15 protein-coding genes are annotated in these 18,136 nt (G+C 41.8%); 5 read left to right on the top strand and 10 right to left on the bottom strand.

Features of this window, described 5'->3' with window-relative positions; genetic code table 11:
* Positions 1-67 precede the first annotated feature (67 nt).
* From CDC33_RS05280 to CDC33_RS05265, 4 genes are all read right to left on the bottom strand, one after another.
* Positions 68-1,696: an efflux RND transporter periplasmic adaptor subunit gene (locus CDC33_RS05280; protein WP_109007599.1), complete on the bottom strand. Its 1,629-nt coding sequence runs from the start codon at positions 1,694-1,696 to the stop codon at positions 68-70.
* Positions 1,697-1,978: 282 nt separating this feature from the next.
* A complete protein-coding gene (locus tag CDC33_RS05275) occupies positions 1,979-2,626 on the bottom strand; it encodes a TetR/AcrR family transcriptional regulator (RefSeq protein ID WP_109007598.1) in 648 nt (215 codons plus the stop codon).
* 475 nt (positions 2,627-3,101) lie between these two features.
* Positions 3,102-4,391, bottom strand: coding sequence for a glycosyltransferase family 4 protein (locus CDC33_RS05270; RefSeq protein ID WP_109007597.1), 1,290 nt, complete (start codon positions 4,389-4,391; stop codon positions 3,102-3,104).
* Between the two features lie 636 nt (positions 4,392-5,027).
* Positions 5,028-5,621 carry a PEP-CTERM sorting domain-containing protein gene (locus tag CDC33_RS05265; protein WP_244919146.1) on the bottom strand — a complete coding sequence of 198 codons (594 nt, stop codon included), beginning with the start codon at positions 5,619-5,621 and terminating at the stop codon, positions 5,028-5,030.
* A 291-nt stretch (positions 5,622-5,912) separates the two neighbouring features.
* Here CDC33_RS05265 and glyS point away from each other — a divergent pair, with 291 nt between their 5' ends.
* The 3 genes from glyS (at position 5,913) to CDC33_RS05250 (ending at position 10,204) form a co-directional block, all read left to right on the top strand.
* Positions 5,913-8,063, top strand: coding sequence for a glycine--tRNA ligase subunit beta (gene glyS, locus CDC33_RS05260; RefSeq protein WP_109007595.1), 2,151 nt, complete (start codon positions 5,913-5,915; stop codon positions 8,061-8,063).
* Positions 8,064-8,147: 84 nt separating this feature from the next.
* Positions 8,148-9,662 (top strand): UDP-N-acetylmuramoyl-L-alanine--D-glutamate ligase, encoded by a 1,515-nt coding sequence (gene murD / locus CDC33_RS05255; RefSeq protein WP_109007594.1) that lies wholly within the window; start codon positions 8,148-8,150, stop codon positions 9,660-9,662.
* Between the two features lie 128 nt (positions 9,663-9,790).
* Positions 9,791-10,204 (top strand): PAN domain-containing protein, encoded by a 414-nt coding sequence (locus CDC33_RS05250; protein WP_109007593.1) that lies wholly within the window; start codon positions 9,791-9,793, stop codon positions 10,202-10,204.
* 76 nt (positions 10,205-10,280) lie between these two features.
* Here CDC33_RS05250 and CDC33_RS05245 read toward each other — a convergent pair whose 3' ends face one another.
* Complete coding sequence (locus tag CDC33_RS05245; RefSeq protein WP_109007592.1) at positions 10,281-10,505, bottom strand: type II toxin-antitoxin system HicB family antitoxin; 225 nt, start codon at positions 10,503-10,505, stop codon at positions 10,281-10,283.
* The gene (locus CDC33_RS05240; RefSeq protein WP_109007591.1) at positions 10,505-10,696 is read right to left on the bottom strand and encodes a type II toxin-antitoxin system HicA family toxin; all 192 of its coding nucleotides are present in this window, start codon (positions 10,694-10,696) and stop codon (positions 10,505-10,507) included. Before CDC33_RS05240 ends, CDC33_RS05245 begins: the two co-directional genes overlap by 1 nt.
* A gap of 385 nt (positions 10,697-11,081) precedes the next feature.
* On the opposite strand from CDC33_RS05240, the gene argS reads away from it, so the two are divergent.
* Together argS and CDC33_RS05230 are read left to right on the top strand one after the other, a co-directional pair.
* Complete coding sequence (gene argS, locus CDC33_RS05235; RefSeq protein WP_109007590.1) at positions 11,082-12,836, top strand: arginine--tRNA ligase; 1,755 nt, start codon at positions 11,082-11,084, stop codon at positions 12,834-12,836.
* 127 nt (positions 12,837-12,963) lie between these two features.
* Positions 12,964-13,500: a cobalamin biosynthesis protein gene (locus CDC33_RS05230; protein ID WP_439956588.1), complete on the top strand. Its 537-nt coding sequence runs from the start codon at positions 12,964-12,966 to the stop codon at positions 13,498-13,500.
* A gap of 156 nt (positions 13,501-13,656) precedes the next feature.
* Here the strand turns inward: CDC33_RS05230 and CDC33_RS05225 are convergent, their stop codons facing one another.
* The 4 genes from CDC33_RS05225 to CDC33_RS05205 form a co-directional block, all read right to left on the bottom strand.
* The gene (locus tag CDC33_RS05225; RefSeq protein WP_109007589.1) at positions 13,657-14,010 is read right to left on the bottom strand and encodes a phage holin family protein; all 354 of its coding nucleotides are present in this window, start codon (positions 14,008-14,010) and stop codon (positions 13,657-13,659) included.
* A gap of 383 nt (positions 14,011-14,393) precedes the next feature.
* Positions 14,394-15,329, bottom strand: coding sequence for a peptidoglycan-binding domain-containing protein (locus tag CDC33_RS05215; protein ID WP_244919145.1), 936 nt, complete (start codon positions 15,327-15,329; stop codon positions 14,394-14,396).
* A gap of 161 nt (positions 15,330-15,490) precedes the next feature.
* Positions 15,491-16,762, bottom strand: a complete 1,272-nt coding sequence (locus CDC33_RS05210; protein ID WP_109007586.1) for a M16 family metallopeptidase — start codon at positions 16,760-16,762, stop codon at positions 15,491-15,493.
* Between the two features lie 94 nt (positions 16,763-16,856).
* On the bottom strand, positions 16,857-18,122 hold the full coding sequence (locus tag CDC33_RS05205) for a M16 family metallopeptidase (protein ID WP_109007585.1): 1,266 nt from the start codon (positions 18,120-18,122) through the stop codon (positions 16,857-16,859).
* Between the last annotated feature and the right edge of the window lie 14 nt (positions 18,123-18,136).

The raw sequence follows: 18,136 nt of genomic DNA, 5'->3' as shown, positions 1-18,136 counted from the left end.
TTCTTTTTGTCTCCCTCATCTCCCCCTGCTCCCTTTGCCCCCTTACTCTCTCATCTCCCATCTTCAACTAAAGCTTCCGACTACCCACTTCTTCCGGTGCAGGGGTAATGGGAGCGCCATTAGTTAGGTTAAGAATACCGGAAACAACAATTTTGTCTCCAGCTTTTAGTCCTTCGATAACTTGATAATTATTCCCCTCAATAACTCCCAATTTCACAGGTTTTTGTTGAGCAACTAAAGATGGTGCTCCAGTTTTCTTTTCTGCTGGCGCTTCAGCTTTTTTTTCTGCTGGCGCTTCAGCTTTCTTTTCTGTTGGCGCTTCAGCTACAAACACAAAAGTCTCTCCACCCAGGCGAGATACTGCTGTAACTGGAATTAAAATTCCTGGACGTTCATTCCAAATCACTTTGGTTTGGACTGACTGGCGGTTGATCAGTTGACTTCTAGAATTACCAAAGTTGGCTTTTACCAAAACTGTTTGCGAATCTGAACTGGCATTTGGAGAGATGAAATTCACCTTACCCCTTGCTGTGGGTTTGCCTTCGGCATTCAACATTTGCACTGGTAATCCCAAGCGCAGCTTTTTGGCTTCTTCTAGGGGAACGGAAATATTCAGTTCTAAGGAGTCATTTCTAGTCAGTGTAGTGAGCTGGTCTGCTTTTTCCACATAATCTCCCACCTTTGTTGGAATATCACCAACAATGCCAGTGAAAGGTGCAAGGACTTTTGTGTATTGTACTTGGACTTGGGCAGCTTGGACTTGGGCTGCTGCTTGACTTACTTGCGATCGCGCTTGGGCAATTTCTTCTGGGCGGGAACCATTTTCTAGTTGCCTTAAGTTTTGTTTCTGTTGTTCTAGGGCACCAGCTAGCTCATTGATACTAGAATTTCTGCTTTGGCGGAGTTGGTCTAGGCGTTTCTCGGCTACGACAAGGGCAGCTTCAGCACTTTGCTGTTCTTTGACATATCCTTCTAAGGTATCTTGGGAAACAGCACCCTCTTTTCTCAATTGTGAATATCGCTTGGCTCGTGATTGTGCTAGTTCTACATCAGATTTAGCTGACTGAATTTGAGCCTCAGCTTGAGCAATTTCTTCTGGTTGTGATCCCGATTGGGCATCTCTAAACCGAGCTTGGGCTTGGGCTAACTGCGCTCTAGCTTGGGCAACTTCTTCTTGTCGCGTACCTGCAACAAGTTCAGCAAGACGTGCTTGGGCTTGTTGTAGTCCGGCTTTTGCTTGTGATAATTGAGCTCGGACATCATCACTTTGTAGGCTAATAATAACTTGCCCTTGTTGAACACGGTTCCCCTCTTGGATGAAAATCTGGGTTACTCGCCCTTCAACCTGTGGCTTGATGATTACCGAACGTGGAGCCTCTAAGGAGCCAATAAACTCTGAGCTTTCCTGCACTGTTTCAGTTTGCACAGTTTCTAGCTTGACGGGAATTGCCATAGGTTGACCCGCAGCAGGCCCGCCCGGTGGTGCATTGCTAGCATTATTAGTTTGCCACCAACGCCAACCAAAACCAACACCTGCAATTAATAGGACGATTCCCAACAGCAGGGGCCAACGCCGCTTTTGAGGTGGCTTAGGCGATCGCTCTGGCAATGGTTGCGACTCTTGATTAGAATCATTAACAGTAGGCTGTTCTGTTTCAATGGGTAGGGGAGAATCAGGGAACTCAGAATGGGACATATTCGGTTTCTCGTCTTGTGAATTTAGACTTGGGCAATCTACTCTTCGCTAAGAAAGCATTATTTGAATAGTTTTTTAACCTTTTTTTTTGATTTTGGTGACAAATATATATTTGGATATTTGGGCGATCGCTCACGTTGTCTAGCACCTGAAATAAATGTCGTTAATCACATTCTGGTTATTTTGTAAATTACTTAGCTCAAATCATTTTAAAAGTGTAATTTATAAAACTTTTTTCAGGTAGTATAAACCCAGAACCTTAGTTGAAAGAGAAAACAGGATTCATCTTCTTGCAGAAGAATCAATTGAACCTCTTGCTTCCTGCAACGGCAAAGTGCTAATACCGCGCACAAATAAATTCACACAAGTTTCCACGTAGCATTCACGACTGTACTCTAGTGCGGTGGGGATATCGCTAAAACGCAGGATGCCGTGAAGCAACATACCCGTGAAACTATCCACAGATGCCTTTAGATCTATATCTAAGGACACCGTGCCCTTCTCTTGATTCTTTTGCAAGTACACAACTAGCTCTTCGCGCAGCGATTTGTCAGCCTCATATAAAATCAGACGAGCGGCTTGGGGATGTCGCTTCGCTTCCCCAATAAATGTCCGAATCAGGTCTTCATGCTCCTCTATCATCTGGTTGCAAAGATTTGCATAATTCTTGAGGTCAATATATAGGTCTTGAGTCCAGTCGTCGTGATAGGCTAAAGCTTCTGTCTGTAAAGCGATCGCTTCAGTAATCACAGCAGCTAGTAGTTGCTCTTTGGTCTGGAAATGACGAAATAAAGTTACCTCATTGACCGCAGCAACACGAGCAATTTCTCGCGTTCTCGCTCCATTTATTCCTGCTGTTGCAAACACCTGAGTTGCTGCCTTGATCAAGCGTGCATGAGTTTGTGCCGTCCTTGATGCTAAGTTTTCCATAAGCGTTTGCAAGTGCTTGCTTGCATTATAACCACATAAAAGACGAGATAAATATAAGTTACAGATGAGTTTATCGCTCTTAAGTAGTAGTGAATACTGATCTTAGGGAAGAGAAAAGTAAGGAGCAATGCCAACTTTTGGAAAGGCTCGTCTGCTACACGCAGCGTGTAGCTTGCTTCGACCTAGTACTATGGCTACCGCCTGTGCTGTTAATTCAGTCTTATTAAGCAAGGTTGCAAGTTTCATCGAGTTATCCTTATCAAGAACGACGTGCAATTTAACTAATGTTCTCTAGATTCCTATTTTTGAGCAGTCTCAACTTCCTACACTTAGGTCACCCAATCGGTTGATTTTCAACTCACCCGAATGGGTGATTTAATTTTTCCTAATTACGGTTTTGTCTTCCCAGGTGCTTAATGTTGACTAATTAAGAAAGCATCTCATTTTGCGAAAAAATCTCTAGTATCCAGCCATATTAACCATCTACAACTGATTTCTTGGAATTTAATTTCGGTAAGATACCTAGAGTTGATTTTCGGTTAGCAACAATATGAGAAAATAGCCCTTCATATCGATTAAGTGCTTGCTCCAAAGAATAGTTTTCTTCGGCAAATTGCCTTCCGGCGTTACCTAGATTCGTCCCTAGAGTAGGATTAGTATATAAATCATGCACCGCAGCAGCCATTGCATCAGGTGATTCTGGCTCAACAATTATCCCACCACCACTTAGTTTGATTGCTTTTGCAGCAGTACCAGTGGCGGGAACTGAACCCACAATTGGGCGACCACTCGCCAACAGTAGTGGTATTTTTGAAGGCATATTGAACGAAATAACATTGCGTTTTTGCACAATCAACCCTACATCAGATGCTGCTAGCATTTCTGGTAGTTTTTCTCGTGGCTGTAACGGTAGCAGCAAAACATTATCTGCTCCATTTAAAAGACAATATTTCTGCAACCTTTGCAATGCTATTGATTCGCCAACGATAACAAAGACAATCTCCTTAATATGACGTAAGCAAACTGCTGCTTCTATTACTGTTTCTAAACCTTGCGTTAGAGCAATATTGCCCGAATAAAGTACCACAAATTTTCCATCAAGTTGATGGCTAGATATCCAGGAATTGTTCTGTTTTGGTAATGGGCAGATGAAATTTACATTCACCCAATTGGGAATACAAACGATTTTATTAACAGGTACTCCTTTATTCACCAAATTATCACGAAATCCATCGGCAATGACACTAATAGTATGTGCAGACCGATATGCAAATTTTTCTAGGGCTGCAAGAGTTCGGATCATCCACTTGTTCTTCAATAGCCCAATACGTACCGCAGCATCTGGTAGAATATCTTGCACATTTAGAACTACTGGGCAATTGTATAACCAACCAAATATTGTTACTGGTAAAGTACCGAAAAGAGGCGGTACTGTTAAAATAATCACATCTGGACGTCTGCCTTTAAAAGCTTGGGGTAAGCTCGTGAAAACAAAGCTCAACTCCAGCAACAAGCGATCTAAAAGATTAGGTTTAGATTTAATTCGTAGGTAACTTCGTTGAATTATGACGCTATTTATTTGTTCAGTAACGTACCATTTACCGCGATACTCATCGTAAATTTCGCGCTGAGGATAGTTGGGCATTCCTGTAATCACCCGCACTTGGTGACCTCGCTTTACTAATCCTTCTGCTAATTCAGTCATTAACGGAGCAATACCAATTGGCTCTGGATGATAGTTATAGGAATAAATCAGTATGTGCATGAGTTATTTATGAATTTTGTGAAGACACCCGGATATAATCGGATTTATTCCTTAATAGTCAGTATAGGCTGCTACTTTTATTACTTATTTTAATTTGTAAATTTGTTTCATTAACAGTGCGTTAAGCATTGTTGATGAATTTTTTAGTGGTTTTTAAAAGGTAATTTTTATATTGCATAAAACAATTAAAAATTCAAATATCATTGCGTGTAAATAGCTTAGGTTTTTAGAGGTCGTTTTAAAAGTTCCAGAAGGTATAATTTTCTGGTTCTGACTTAGATGAACTATAACGAAAACATCAACTTTCAATTATGTACTGAAATGCTTCGCTGTGTTCACCATGAGAGTAAAGTACCCTTTTAAAACATCCTCTTCAAGACATAGTTTTTAGTTTCTGGTTATTTATGAGAATATTTTTCCTGCTTGTTTCTAAATTAATGCGTAAATTTACACTTGGGGAATTCTACCATCATATTCAAGCTCGTGCATATAACCCACATTCCGCCCTTTAAACTGGCACATAGTGTTGATGAGAATTAATCAGTTTTAATGATAGCCCTACCAGTTCACTGAACTAGTACGGCTAGAATAGAGATTCAGTAAATGTGGTAAGCTCTGACTAGAAAGCCCTAATTTCTAGCAAGAGGCTTGCTTTTTCTTTAAAGATGAACCTACACCTAAAGCAGCAAATGCTAGCAAACCCAACATAGAAGCAGGTTCAGGAACTTTGGATACCTGAATAGAGCCAGAATTTTGATCTAGTGTTATTGATGTCCCTTGTTGATCTACATCCTGACGTAATCGCAAAGAGTCGCCAATAGTTCCCTGAAGGAAATATTCTCCAATTACACCCGTTCCTCCTGCTACATCAAACGGGCCGAACAGTGTTTGAGTGGAAGTATCAAAGTTGAAAGCGAAGAAATCAGATTGTGACACCCCACCACTAACGGTGTTATAAGTTCCCAGAGGATTATTAGATGGGTCTAAGAAGGAGACATTCAAGGATTGTAAAAAGTTGGTTGCTCCACTACCACTTTCTGAAATAATTGTAGGTGCTGTAGTTTCGTCGTAGCTGAATGAACCTATTGCTGAGTAACCAGCATCACCTTGCCAGCTAAAGTTTAAATCAATAGCTTGGGCTGGATTGTTAGCAGCAGCAACAGCAACACTAAAAGCAGCACTAGTTGCTGCGATCGCGGCAATTTTGGTAAATATGTTTTTCATCATCATAGCTCCAAAGTTGATTGAAATAATGCAAATATCAATGCATTAAACAAAACTAAGCTTACGATAGAAATATATATAGGTAAATACCGCATAAAACTAAGGTAATAAATGTAATAACTTTATGAAGTTCAACACTTTTTTATGAAGTTTTGGATAAAACACCAAATCTATCTAACAAACCTAAGCTCGACTTTATCGAGCAAGATGTATCTGGCAAGGCTGACTAAAAATCACGAGCGATCGCTTGAGAATAACTGATAAAGTTGAGCTACGCAAAGTTGAAAACAGTGTTATATGCCTGCGTTTCTATTAGAAGTTGGTACAGAAGAACTACCTGCAAGTTTTCTCAGTGATGCTTTAGTGCAATTGCAGGAGCGCATTCCCCAAAGCTTGGAAGCAAACAGCCTCAAGGGTGAAAGTGTCCAGGTGTACGGTACTCCCCGGCGTCTGGCGGTAGTGATTAAAGGTCTACCATTCCAGCAGCCAGACCGAGAAGAAGAAATTAAAGGGCCCCCCGCCCAAGCCGCCTTTAAAGATGGTCAGCCGACAGCAGCAGCAGTGGGCTTTGCCAAAAAACAAGGTGTGGAATTAGATGCGCTGTTCCTTTGCCCCACTGACAAAGGGGAATTTGTCTTTGTGCAAAAAAGAATTCCGGGTCGTCCTGTGGCGGAAATTTTGACAGAACTTATTCCCCAATGGATTTGGGGTTTAGAAGGTAAGCGGTTAATGCGTTGGGGAAATGGAGATGCGAGGTTTTCCCGACCAATTCGCTGGTTGGTAGCTTTGTTAGACGAGACGGTACTACCTCTAGAATTAGTGAATGGTTCTAAAACAATTCAGAGCGATCGCATTTCTCAAGGTCATCGGGTCTTACATCCTGATCCTGTGACAATTGCCCAAGCTACCGATTATCTTACCGCCCTCAAGTCTGCATCTGTCACCGTTGACCCAGAAGAACGGGCAAATATTATCAAAGAGCAAGTAAAGGCAGTAGCGGATAATTTAGGCGGGTATACAGTAATTTACCCCGATTTATTAGAGGAAGTAACCAACCTTGTAGAATATCCTTCCGCAGTTGTTGGTAAATTTGAACCAGAATTTTTGGAATTACCAACTGAGGTAATTACTGAAGTCATGGTTACTCATCAGCGTTATTTCCCTGTATTTAAACCAGATAGTTCTGAGAAAGAATTATTGCCCAATTTCATCACTATTTCTAACGCTGATCCCAAAAAATCAGATATTGTTGCTGTTGGGAATGAAAGAGTAATTCGTGCCAGATTAGCTGATGGCAGATTCTTCTACGAAGCTGATTTAACTAAGCCGTTAGAAAGCTTTTTACCCCAGTTAGAAAAAGTTACTTTCCAAGAAGAATTGGGTTCGGTGCGTGCCAAGGTAGATAGAGTAGTTAAGATTGCCGAGCGAATAAGCACCCAATTAGAATTAGCAGAACATCAAAGTCAAAAAATCCAACGTGCTGCTTTATTATGTAAAGCGGATTTGGTTACTCAAATGGTGTATGAATTCCCGGAATTGCAAGGCATTATGGGAGAAAAATATGCCTTAGCCAGTGGTGAAGATAGAGAAGTAGCAAAGGCAATTTATCAACATTATTTGCCAACGGGAGCCGGTGATAATTTTCCCGAAACCCTCACAGGTCAAATTGTCGGTTTGGCAGATAGATTAGATACTTTAGTAAGTATCTTTGGTTTAGGTTTAATTCCCTCTGGCTCCTCTGATCCCTTCGCTTTGCGCCGTGCTGCTAATGCTGTAGTTAAAATTACTTGGTTTTATAATTTGCCGATAAATTTAGATGATTTATTAGCGCAAATATCCACAGACTTTGCAGCGAAATATCATAAAGATCAGGCATCATTAACCGCAGCGTTACAAGAGTTTTTCTTACAACGCATCCGCACCTTACTACAAGAAGAAAAGATTGATTACGATTTGGTAAATGCAGTTTTGGGAGAAAATGACCCAGAATACACAGAACGAGCGTTAAAAGATTTATTGGATGTACGCGATCGCGCCTTATACTTACAACAAATCCGCAACGACAGTACCTTAGATAACATCTACGAAACTGTTAACCGTTCCACACGATTAGCCGCCCAAGGTGATTTGGATACAAAACAGCTAGAACCGACAACCGTAGTTCGTCAAGAATTATTCCAAAAGCCCTCTGAGACAGCTTTGTATAATGCCTTAATCGAATCAGTACCACAAACTCAAGCAGCACAGCAGACACGAAATTATCAACTGTTATTAGCAGCACTAGGAAAAATTGCTCCGACAGTTAGTAACTTCTTTGATGGCCCAGATAGCGTATTAGTTATGGACTCAGATCCAGAAGTTAAGCGTAATCGATTGCACTTACTTGGATTAGTTCGCAATCATGCCCGTGTTTTAGCTGATTTTGGGGCGATCGTCAAAAATCTGTAGCGTAAGTCAACAAAAAGTTGTGTAATTTTTGCCAATAGACGCTAGTATAGGGAGTGCTTAACCAGGGACACTCTGCTGCAATCTATGTCCAGAGCTACTGTAATTGGATTGGGAAAGTCCGGTGTTGCTGCGGCGAGATTGTTGAAACGGGAAGGTTGGGAGGTAGAGCTAAGTGATAGCAATACCTCCGAAACCCTCCTACAACAACAACAAGAACTCGCTGCCGAGCAAATAACCGTGAAACTAGGCCAATCCCTAGAATTGAATGGTGCTAATTTACCTCAATTAATAGTCGTTAGCCCTGGTGTGCCTTGGGATATTCCTGTATTAATCAAGGCACGCCAATTAGGTATTGAAACCATTGGGGAAATGGAACTCGCTTGGCGAAATTTGCAATCCTTGCCTTGGGTAGGAATTACAGGTACTAACGGCAAAACTACTACCACAGCTTTAATTGCTGCCATTTTTCAAGCAGCAGGCTTAAATGCACCCGCCTGCGGTAATATTGGCTACGCCGCAAGTGAAGTTGCGCTATCTAATAGGGGACAGGGGACAGGGGATAGGGGACAGGGAGTAGGGGAAGTAGGGGAGGCATATAATTCCTCACTCTTAACTCCTAACTCCTCACTTTTAACTTCTAACTCCTCACTTGATTGGGTGATTGCGGAAATTAGCAGTTATCAAGTAGAGTCTTCTGTTTCTCTTGCTCCACGTATTGGTGTTTGGACGACTTTCACACCGGATCATCTAAGTCGCCATAAGACTTTGGAGAACTATTACAACATCAAAGCCAAGCTGTTGCGTCAGTCCGAATTGCAAGTGTTCAATGGCGATGATGCTTACTTGAGGCAGCAAGGTTTAAGTGCTTGGCCTAATGCTTATTGGACAAGTGTCAAAGGAAAAGATTTCCTTATTAGCGAAAAAGGCTTTTACATCGAGGATGACTGGGTTGTGGAAAAATTGACTGCAACCTCTGCACCAGAACCGATTGTGAAAGTATCTACTTTGCGGATGGTGGGAGAACATAACCAGCAAAATCTCTTGATGGCAGTAGCAACAGCACGATTAGCGGGAATTAATCGTGATGCGATCGCACATGCTATTGTTGAATTTCCTGGTGTTGCTCATCGTTTGGAGCATATCTGTACTTGGGAAGGTATTGATTTCATCAACGACAGCAAAGCCACTAACTACGATGCTGCCGAAGTTGGTTTAGCATCTGTGAAAAGTCCAGCGATTTTAATTGCTGGTGGAGAAGCTAAAGCAGGTGATGATACTGGCTGGCTAGCACAAATTCAAACCAAAGCTGCTGCTGTGTTATTGATTGGCTCTGCTGCACCCACATTTGCCCAACGTCTCCAAGAGGTGGGATATTATTCTTACCACATTGTGGAAACGATGGAAAGGGCAGTTCCGAGAGCGGCAGAATTAGCTAAGGAGTATGAAGCGTCTGTGGTGTTACTATCTCCGGCTTGTGCAAGTTTCGACCAGTACCCGAATTTTGAGGTGCGGGGCGATCGTTTCCGTCAGTTGTGCCTTGCTTGGGCGGAAGCAGAGAAGCTTCAATACAACTCGATTCTTTCATCTTCCCTGCCTTAATTCATTTACTGTGTAGCTGCAAGTCAGACAGAATTAATTATGTAAAATTATTAACAATTTGGGTATTTGGTAGCAAATAACTGTAATGTATACAGCTATTAATAATACTGTGTACCCAAGAGAGATTTATGAAATTAACAATAGTCGCAGCTTGGCAATATGCAAAGAAAAATTTTGTTTTCCCAAGAAATATTATATTTTTTGGATTGGCACTTTTACTGATTTTAGGTTTTAGTACGGCTGTAAACTTGCTCCCATTGGCTCAACCTGCCATAGCTCAAGTGACTCCACTCTCAACCACTATTCCACGTTTTACCGTAACTGCTGAATTTGGTAGAGATAGAGCAGGTAGCGATTACTCAGGATTTCCTATTGAACCATTCGCTTCAGTTTGCCAGCAGTCTTGTATTAATGATAATAGGTGTAGTGCTTATACCTATGTTCGACCAGGAGTACAAGGTGCTAGTGCTGTTTGTTATTTGAAAACTATAGCACCAGCATCAACACCAAATAGCTGCTGTGTATCCGGTGTGAAATTGTAAGTTAAAAGTGCGGTGCGAACTTCCGCCAATCTGTACTAGAAGGATTGTTTAGAGCTAATTTAGTGATTTCCGATAATTATGTTTTGATGTAGTTTGCAACTTCAACCTCATGAGCGATGCTTGTAGGTTTAGGAATAGGTAAACCATCTTCTAGCATTCCTTCTAGATGAAATTCAATAGCTTCTGCAATCATCTGCTTGATTTCTTCTAAGGTTTCACCCACAGCTACACAACCGGGTAAATCAGGAACATAAGCGCCGTAACTAGTTTCTCCCTTTTCAATCACAACTGTATAACGCATTACTCTTCCTCCAATTGAGCTTGTCTCCAGATATTTTTAAGAGTACCAATTGGCACATCTACATTTGGTTTACCAGACACTGTTACAGTATTGGGTTTATCTGGATGTTTGAACTGTCGATGACTACCTTTAGTTCTAGCAAGATACCAATCATCAGCTTCTAGTCGTTTGATAACTTCGCGTACTTTCATGCTAACGCTTATCTGTATATAGGAATCATATTTGATTTTTGAACGAAATTAGGTATTGTAGGGTGTGTTAGAACGCAGTTCGTAACGCACCAAACCCTTGATGATGGTGCGTTACGCTGTCGCTAACACACCCTACGTATCTTTTCAGAAATCAAATACTAGTTCTATAGATGAAATTTATATTACAGATATAGTGTCTTATTGAGAAAGAAAGGTAAACGACATTGTATCGTAATTTATGTCCGTAATTTTGTCGTGGGTTTCAGCATTGCTAAGTAGAGGGACAAAAACATTTCTCATGAATCGAGTGGCTCAAAATGAAATGCTAAAGTTAATAATCAAGCTTTTCTAGAGCTACATTCTCTCTCCCAGATAAAATTTATATATGAACGCTACACAAGAAAAACTAAAAGTTCAGCTTGAGAAGGCAATAGTTGCGGCTTTTGGCGCTGATTTTGCTGGAGTAGATCCAATTTTGGTTTCTGCTAGCAATCCTAAATTTGGTGATTATCAGGCGAATGTGGCTTTATCCCTGAGTAAAAAGAAAGGATTGCAACCAAGAGCGATCGCAGGTGCGATCGCCCTGAAACTAGATGTATCCGAAATCTGCGAACCCCCGGAAATCGCTGGGCCAGGATTTATCAATCTGAAGCTGAAAACGGCATACCTAGAAGCACAACTGAATGACATTCAAGCTGATCCCAGGTTGGGAGTTCCAGCCGCGAAAACGCCCAAGCGGGAAATTGTGGATTTTTCCAGTCCGAATATTGCTAAAGAAATGCACGTTGGACACTTGCGTTCTACGATTATTGGTGATTCCATCGCCCGGATTTTAGAATTTCAAGGACACGATGTTTTACGGTTAAATCATATCGGTGATTGGGGTACGCAATTTGGGATGTTAATTGCCTATCTGCGGGAAGTTTACCCAGACGCACTTACCACCGCTAATGCTTTAGATATTGGTGATTTAGTCTCTTTTTACCGCAAAGCCAAACAACGCTTTGATACAGATGCAGCTTTTCAAGAAACAGCACGGCAAGAAGTCGTAAGATTACAAGCAGGTGCAGAAGATACACTCCATGCTTGGAAACTGCTGTGCGAACAATCACGGCAGGAGTTTCAAATAATTTATGAGTTGCTGGATATTAAGTTGACTGAACGGGGTGAATCTTTCTATAATCCCTTATTACCAGAAGTTGTGGAAGATTTAGAAAAATCTGGCTTACTGGTAGAAAACCAGGGCGCAAAATGCGTTTTTCTGGAAGGGTTTACAAATAGAGAAGGTGAACCTTTACCTTTAATTGTGCAGAAGTCAGATGGCGGCTATAACTACGCCACGACAGATTTAGCATCCCTCCGCTACCGGATTCAGCAGGATCAAGCAAAGCGGATAATTTATGTAACAGATGCTGGACAAGGAAACCACTTTGCCCAATTTTTCCAAGTAGCACGCAAAGCTGGATGGATTCCCGATGATGTGGAATTAGTGCATGTACCCTTTGGGTTGGTGTTAGGAGAAGATGGGAAGAAATTCAAAACTCGTTCTGGGGACACTGTGCGGTTGCGGGATTTATTAGATGAAGCTGTTTCTCGTGCCCATGCTGATCTAAAAACTAGATTACAAAAAGAAGAACGCCAAGAAACTGAAGAATTTATTAATGAAGTTGCTAGGGTAGTTGGGATCAGCGCAGTTAAGTATGCAGACTTAAGCCAAAATCGCACCAGTAACTACATTTTCAGCTACGACAAAATGCTGGATCTTAAAGGTAATACTGCGCCCTATATGCTGTATGTTTATGCGCGAATTCATGGGATTAGTCGCAAGGGTGATATTAACTTTAAAGAGTTGGGAAAGAATGCCGTTTTGTTGCAGCATGAAACAGAATTAGCGCTAGCAAAATATTTACTTCAACTCGATGAAGTTATTAGTAGTGTAGAACAAGACTTGCTGCCTAATCGTTTATGTGAGTATTTGTTTGAACTGAGTCAGAAGTTTAACCAATTCTATGATCGCTGTCCCATATTACAAGCCGAGGAACCGCAGAGGACATCACGCTTGGTTTTATGTGATTTGACTGCTAGAACTCTGAAGTTGGGATTGTCTTTATTGGGAATTCAGGTATTGGAGAGGATGTAATTTTTTTTTAACGCAAAGGTACGCTAAGGTAGCGCAAAGGTACGCAGAGTAAGAGTTAAGGTGATTTTTTCTTTGTGTACTTTGCGGTTTTTTGCAAGTGAATTGAGGCTGACGGTGGGAGATTTATTTGGTTGGCTGTTGGAGTAAACCAAATCCTGACGAATTGAATAAGGAAATACACCAAGTGCAACAGGCTTTATGGGTAGGAATCGGTTGTAAACGGGGAACCTCATGGCAGTTGATTGATCAAGCAATTGAGCAAATATTTCAAGAAAATCAACTTTTTCAAAGTGCGATCGCAGGTTTTGCTACCATTGACACTAAATCCTCAGAAGTTGGTTTAGTAGAACTTTGTAACCTACGCAATTTGCCTCTAAAAACTTTTTCTGCCCAAATTCTTCGCTGTGTCTGTGTCCCCAACCCTGCCACAATTACCAACCACAAAGTAGGTACACCTAGCGTAGCAGAGGCAGCTGCTATTCTTGCAGCTACTCAAACCCCATTGTTGACTGCTTCCCCTTTTAACAGCACAGAAGCATTGGGAGTAAGGTTCTTAGTTCCTAAACAGATTTTTCAGCTAGAAGGGCAACCAGGAGCGGTAACGCTAGCTGTTGCCCAAGCCTTAAATATAATTAGTCATTTGTCATTAGTCATTTGTCATTAGCTAAAGTAAAACTAGTACAGGTCGGCGGAAATAAACCTACCATTTTATTACAGCCAGAAAGCTCAAAATTCAAGCATGAGTGACTTTTGACTTCCGTCTTGCGGTACTAGCTGTTGCCCAAGCCTCAAATATGAGTATTACAATTGATTAATTTTTCTAGTCAACAACTCTCAAAAAATAGTTAATTACGCTAGAAACAATAGCTAGCACAATGGAACCTAACAACGCAGGTAAAAAGCCCTGAATCTCAAAACCATAACCAGGAGTTAAAACACTTGCCAGCCAAAGGGTTAAGGCGTTAATCACCAATGCAAACAAACCAAAGGTGAGTAAGGTAATCGGAAAGGCCAAAATCTGCAAAATTGGTCTAACAAATGCATTAACCAGACCAATAACAAAGGCAGCAACCAAGGCACTCACAAAACCTGTGACCACGAATCCCGAAACGATTTTAGTAGTAATCAATAACGCCACCGCAGTACCAAGCCAAGTTAATAAAAAGTGTTTCATAAGTTTTTTTAGAGGAATTAGCAGTAAGTTTAATTAATTTCACTATTTACATCTGTGATCTGTAACACTATCAGGTGTCATTGTGCTTGATTCTTAAAGTTGCCATCATTTTTTGTTAGCCCAATACCAATGTAATTTTTCAGTGATGGCATAGAGAGATAATTTTAATTGGTATATCTTTATCGTATTGCAGGATGTACCAGGAATTAAATTCATCAAAAATTTATAGAGCAGCAAAAATTCTATAGAGGTTTCTCGACCGAGAGAAACCTCTGTACCTAAAAGAGGGTATTTACCACTAGCAAGTTCCAAAGTCATTCAGGGAACTATCAAAATTGCACACAGTGGATAGCAACTTTAGTATCAGCCTAACGCTGTTGGGGCTAACGCCGCAAAAGAACCTCCCAGGTAGAGCCACCAACTACACCGTCAGCTTCTAAACCATAGCTCTTTTGTGCAGCTTTCACAGCTGCTTCGGTTGTCTCGCCAAAGTCTCCATCGGCATCGCCTTTCAAGAAACCAAGCTTTTTCAGTTGTTGTTGCAACTTAACAACTTCAGAACCACGTAATCCTATACGCAAAATTGGCAATCCTTCTGAGGTGTATTGAATACCAGGGGTTCGCTTAGTAGTTGTGTTTGGCTGAGTTCGAGTAGTTTGTCGAGTGCGTGTAGTTGACTGACTTCGAGTGGTTGATGTAGTCCGATTCGGCGTTTTCTGTGTGCTTGAAGTTGTAGTTCTTCTTGGGGTAGCAGGTCTTGGTTCAGGGCTGTTCGGAACTTGTCTTACAGCTTGTCTTGGGGTAGTAGGTCTTGGTTCGGGGTTAGTCGGAACTTGTGTTACTTGTCTTGGAGGATTGGAATTTACAACGTTGCTGACATTGCTAGCCTGGGTTGGAACAGGAAAATTATTAGCTGAGTTAAATCTTGGCTGGGATGAAGGAATGGTTGATGCTGCTACTGGTTGATTAGGAAAAAGTCGTTGCCAAGTGCTAGCATCCACAATGCCATCTGGATTCAAGCCAGCAGCTTGTTTAAACCGGGAAACAGCACTGGCTGTATTCTCACTATATATACCATCTACAGCACCAGAATAAAAACCCAAAAGTTTCAGAGCTGCCTGAAGTTCAGATACACGTTCGCCTTGACTACCAACTTTGAGGATAGGGCGGTTGATGCTATTTCCAGGATTTACTTGGGCAATTTTTTGTGGTGCTGCTATTGATACTACAGCCGTTGAGGCAATAACCAGAGGCGTAGCGGAGAACAAGAGAATTTCAATGGCTGAGAAAGATTTAGACCTCTTTGGCCGTTTTTCCATCCTACAGCGATTTACAGTTGGGTTTAGTAATTTTAAGTAACTCAAAATACTTGCTGTCAGGCTGCTTTGCATGGAATTTACTCCCAGAATATTCTCATGCTAATGGTACAGCCGCTTGGTCTAAAAAACAGCTGCTGTATTTTACGATTCTACATTTTCAGTTATGCGATCGCTCGATTAATTGCGTCTTCTTGACCAACTAAAGACAAGTAAGGCTCTTTTAAATACTTACGAGCTGAAGCGATGGCATCCTGGGCACTCACAGCCGCAATCAATTCTTGGAACTTTGTATCAAAATCAATTCCTAAGCCCAAAATTTCATACCAACCGTATATCTGAGCAATTTGCCCGTTCGTTTGTTTACCCAAAGCGTACTGTCCCAGTATCTTGTTTTTAGCAGCTTTGAGTGCGCTTTCTGATACTTCGGTGGTACATAATAAATCTACTTCTGTACGCAGTCCTTCTAGGGCAATGCTGGTATTTTCTGGTGCTGTACCCATATAAACTACAAACGAGGCTGGAAATAGCCTTGTGGAGTAAAAGGCGGATACTTCGTAAGCTAAACCACGCTTTTCCCGCAATTCGACAAACAAGCGACTAGAAAGCCCATTTCCTAAGTAGGTACACAGTAACTTCAGTGCGGCGTAATCAACAGAACTCACCGATGTTCCCAAATACCCAAGCATCACGATTGATTGTTGTGTTTGTATTGGCTTAACCCTTACCTGTGGTTCCACTTTAATCTCAGGTAAATTCAGTATTGGTAGTGCTTGGGCTGGCGCTTGCCAATCAGCAAAAACTTCTTCCACCAACGCGGCTGCATCTGTGGCTGTGACTCTACCAGCAATACTAATTACTACATTATCTGGACGGAAATAAGTTTGGTGATACTCCACTAAATCCGCACGAGTTAAGCTACTCATGGTGGTTTCATCTCCCAGCACTGACATGGAGTATGGATGATTTTGGTACATTACCTGCCGCATTTGTTCAAAGGCGACATTAAACGGTTGCTCTTTTTGGGAACGAATATCCTGGAGTGCTAAACGCCGTTCTAGTTCCACTTGAGTTTCGGGAAAAGTAGGCGATCGCAAAATCCGCCCTGCTAATGTTAAAATTTCTCCAAAATCGGATGTTACCGTTTTGAAAGATAGCAGAAAATAATCAGTGCCAGCATCTGCACTCAAACTCGCTCCTACAGACTCGACTTTTTCTGCAATTTCCAAACTAGAAAGACCATCGCATCCCTTTGTCATCACTGCTGAGAGCAAATGTGCCAACCCTGCTTGCTCGCGGTTTTCGTTACAACTACCAGCACGCACAAAAATTCGCGCCGCAATAATATCCGCAGCAGGATTTTCTGCCACCAGCACTACAATGCCATTGTTCAATACAGTACGATGGATAGGCGATTTTTGCAGCAAGGTTGTCATTTTTCCTTTGTCCTTTGTTATTTGTCATTTGTCCTTTGTCCTTTGTCAAAAACTAATGCCCCATGCCCCATGCCCAATGCCCAATGCCCAATGCCTAACACGGTTTAAGTACAGTAACCGCGTAATTCTCCAGCGAGAGATATTGTTTAGCTAATTTTTGTAGTTCTTTGGCATCAAAAGATTGAATCTGCTGGGGATATGTCACAGCTAATTCAGCGTGGGCGATGGTATTGTAATATCCATAAAGCCCTGTAAGCTGATTTGGCGTTTCGGTAGAAAACGCATACTCATTACATAGCAGTCTGCGTGTACGACCAAGTTCCTGTTCGCTAATTCCTGTAGTCTGCAAATCATCCAAATGAGCGCAAATTAAGGACTCAACTTCCTCCAGGTTTTCTGGTTCCAACCAGGCAGTAATTGTAAATAAACTTGATTCCCGTTGTAGAGAAAAACTACTGTAAATCCCCTGTACCAATTGCAAATCTTCTCGTAAATCACGCACTAAACGCGAAGTCCGCCCTTCTGCCAATAACACTGACAACAAATCTAAACCAAAGCCAGCGCGGATTTCTTCTACTCCAGGAACCAGCCACGCCATCAATAATCGCGCTTGTTCTATGCGTGGTAAATACAGTTCTTGACGATGAATACCGGTTATTACTGGCTTTGTCACTTTCTCAAACTGCGGACAATTAGAGCGTTCGGCAAAATCAGCAAATGAACTATTTACCATTTCCCAAGCTGGTTGCTGGGCTATACCTCCTGCAATTACCACCGTCATGTTTTCCGGCTGATAGTGAGTGCGGTGAAAACAGCGCATTGCTTCTGGCGATTGCTGCATCAGTTCTTGCTCAGTACCCAATACCGAACGTCCGTAAGGGTGATGCGGATAGATGCTTTGAATCAGCCCTTGAAAGCCTATCCAGTCAGAATCGTCCTGACAAGAGCGAATTTCCTCTAGCACCACGTCTCGTTCGCGGCTAAATTCATCTTCTGGAATTGCCGCATTGAGCAGTAGTTCTCCCAAGTAGGGCAGAGTATCTTTTAAATAAGGGGCAGCTGTGGTGAGAGAATAATGAGCATAATCATAGCTTGTCGCCGCATTACTCACGCCTCCCCGATTTTCAACTTTAGAATCGAACATTCCAGGGGGTAGCGTCGCTGTACCTTTAAAAATCATGTGTTCTAAAAAGTGCGCCATGCCAAACCACGGTTCTGGCTCTAGGCTTGCTCCAGCACGCACCCAAACATCCGCCACAACTACAGGGGTAGTGGGAATCTCTTGATGAATAAAAGTTAAACCACTGTCTAATCGGAAGACTGAGGCTGGAAATACTGTATTAGTTAGTTGCTGTGACAATTTTCTGTAGCTTT

Source organism: Nostoc commune NIES-4072, from assembly GCF_003113895.1.
Taxonomy (GTDB): domain Bacteria; phylum Cyanobacteriota; class Cyanobacteriia; order Cyanobacteriales; family Nostocaceae; genus Nostoc; species Nostoc commune.
The sequence above is the reverse complement of the archived record's forward strand: the minus strand, read 5'-3'. Positions and strand labels throughout refer to the sequence as shown.

Coding starts and splice junctions, on each gene's coding strand:
- CDC33_RS05280 (WP_109007599.1), bottom strand. CDS start 1,696: ATGTCCCATTCTGAGTTCCCTGATTCTCCCCTACCCATTGAAACAGAA.
- CDC33_RS05275 (WP_109007598.1), bottom strand. CDS start 2,626: ATGGAAAACTTAGCATCAAGGACGGCACAAACTCATGCACGCTTGATC.
- CDC33_RS05270 (WP_109007597.1), bottom strand. CDS start 4,391: ATGCACATACTGATTTATTCCTATAACTATCATCCAGAGCCAATTGGT.
- CDC33_RS05265 (WP_244919146.1), bottom strand. CDS start 5,621: ATGATGATGAAAAACATATTTACCAAAATTGCCGCGATCGCAGCAACT.
- glyS (WP_109007595.1), top strand. CDS start 5,913: ATGCCTGCGTTTCTATTAGAAGTTGGTACAGAAGAACTACCTGCAAGT.
- murD (WP_109007594.1), top strand. CDS start 8,148: ATGTCCAGAGCTACTGTAATTGGATTGGGAAAGTCCGGTGTTGCTGCG.
- CDC33_RS05250 (WP_109007593.1), top strand. CDS start 9,791: ATGAAATTAACAATAGTCGCAGCTTGGCAATATGCAAAGAAAAATTTT.
- CDC33_RS05245 (WP_109007592.1), bottom strand. CDS start 10,505: ATGCGTTATACAGTTGTGATTGAAAAGGGAGAAACTAGTTACGGCGCT.
- CDC33_RS05240 (WP_109007591.1), bottom strand. CDS start 10,696: ATGAAAGTACGCGAAGTTATCAAACGACTAGAAGCTGATGATTGGTAT.
- argS (WP_109007590.1), top strand. CDS start 11,082: ATGAACGCTACACAAGAAAAACTAAAAGTTCAGCTTGAGAAGGCAATA.
- CDC33_RS05225 (WP_109007589.1), bottom strand. CDS start 14,010: ATGAAACACTTTTTATTAACTTGGCTTGGTACTGCGGTGGCGTTATTG.
- CDC33_RS05215 (WP_244919145.1), bottom strand. CDS start 15,329: ATGGAAAAACGGCCAAAGAGGTCTAAATCTTTCTCAGCCATTGAAATT.
- CDC33_RS05210 (WP_109007586.1), bottom strand. CDS start 16,762: ATGACAACCTTGCTGCAAAAATCGCCTATCCATCGTACTGTATTGAAC.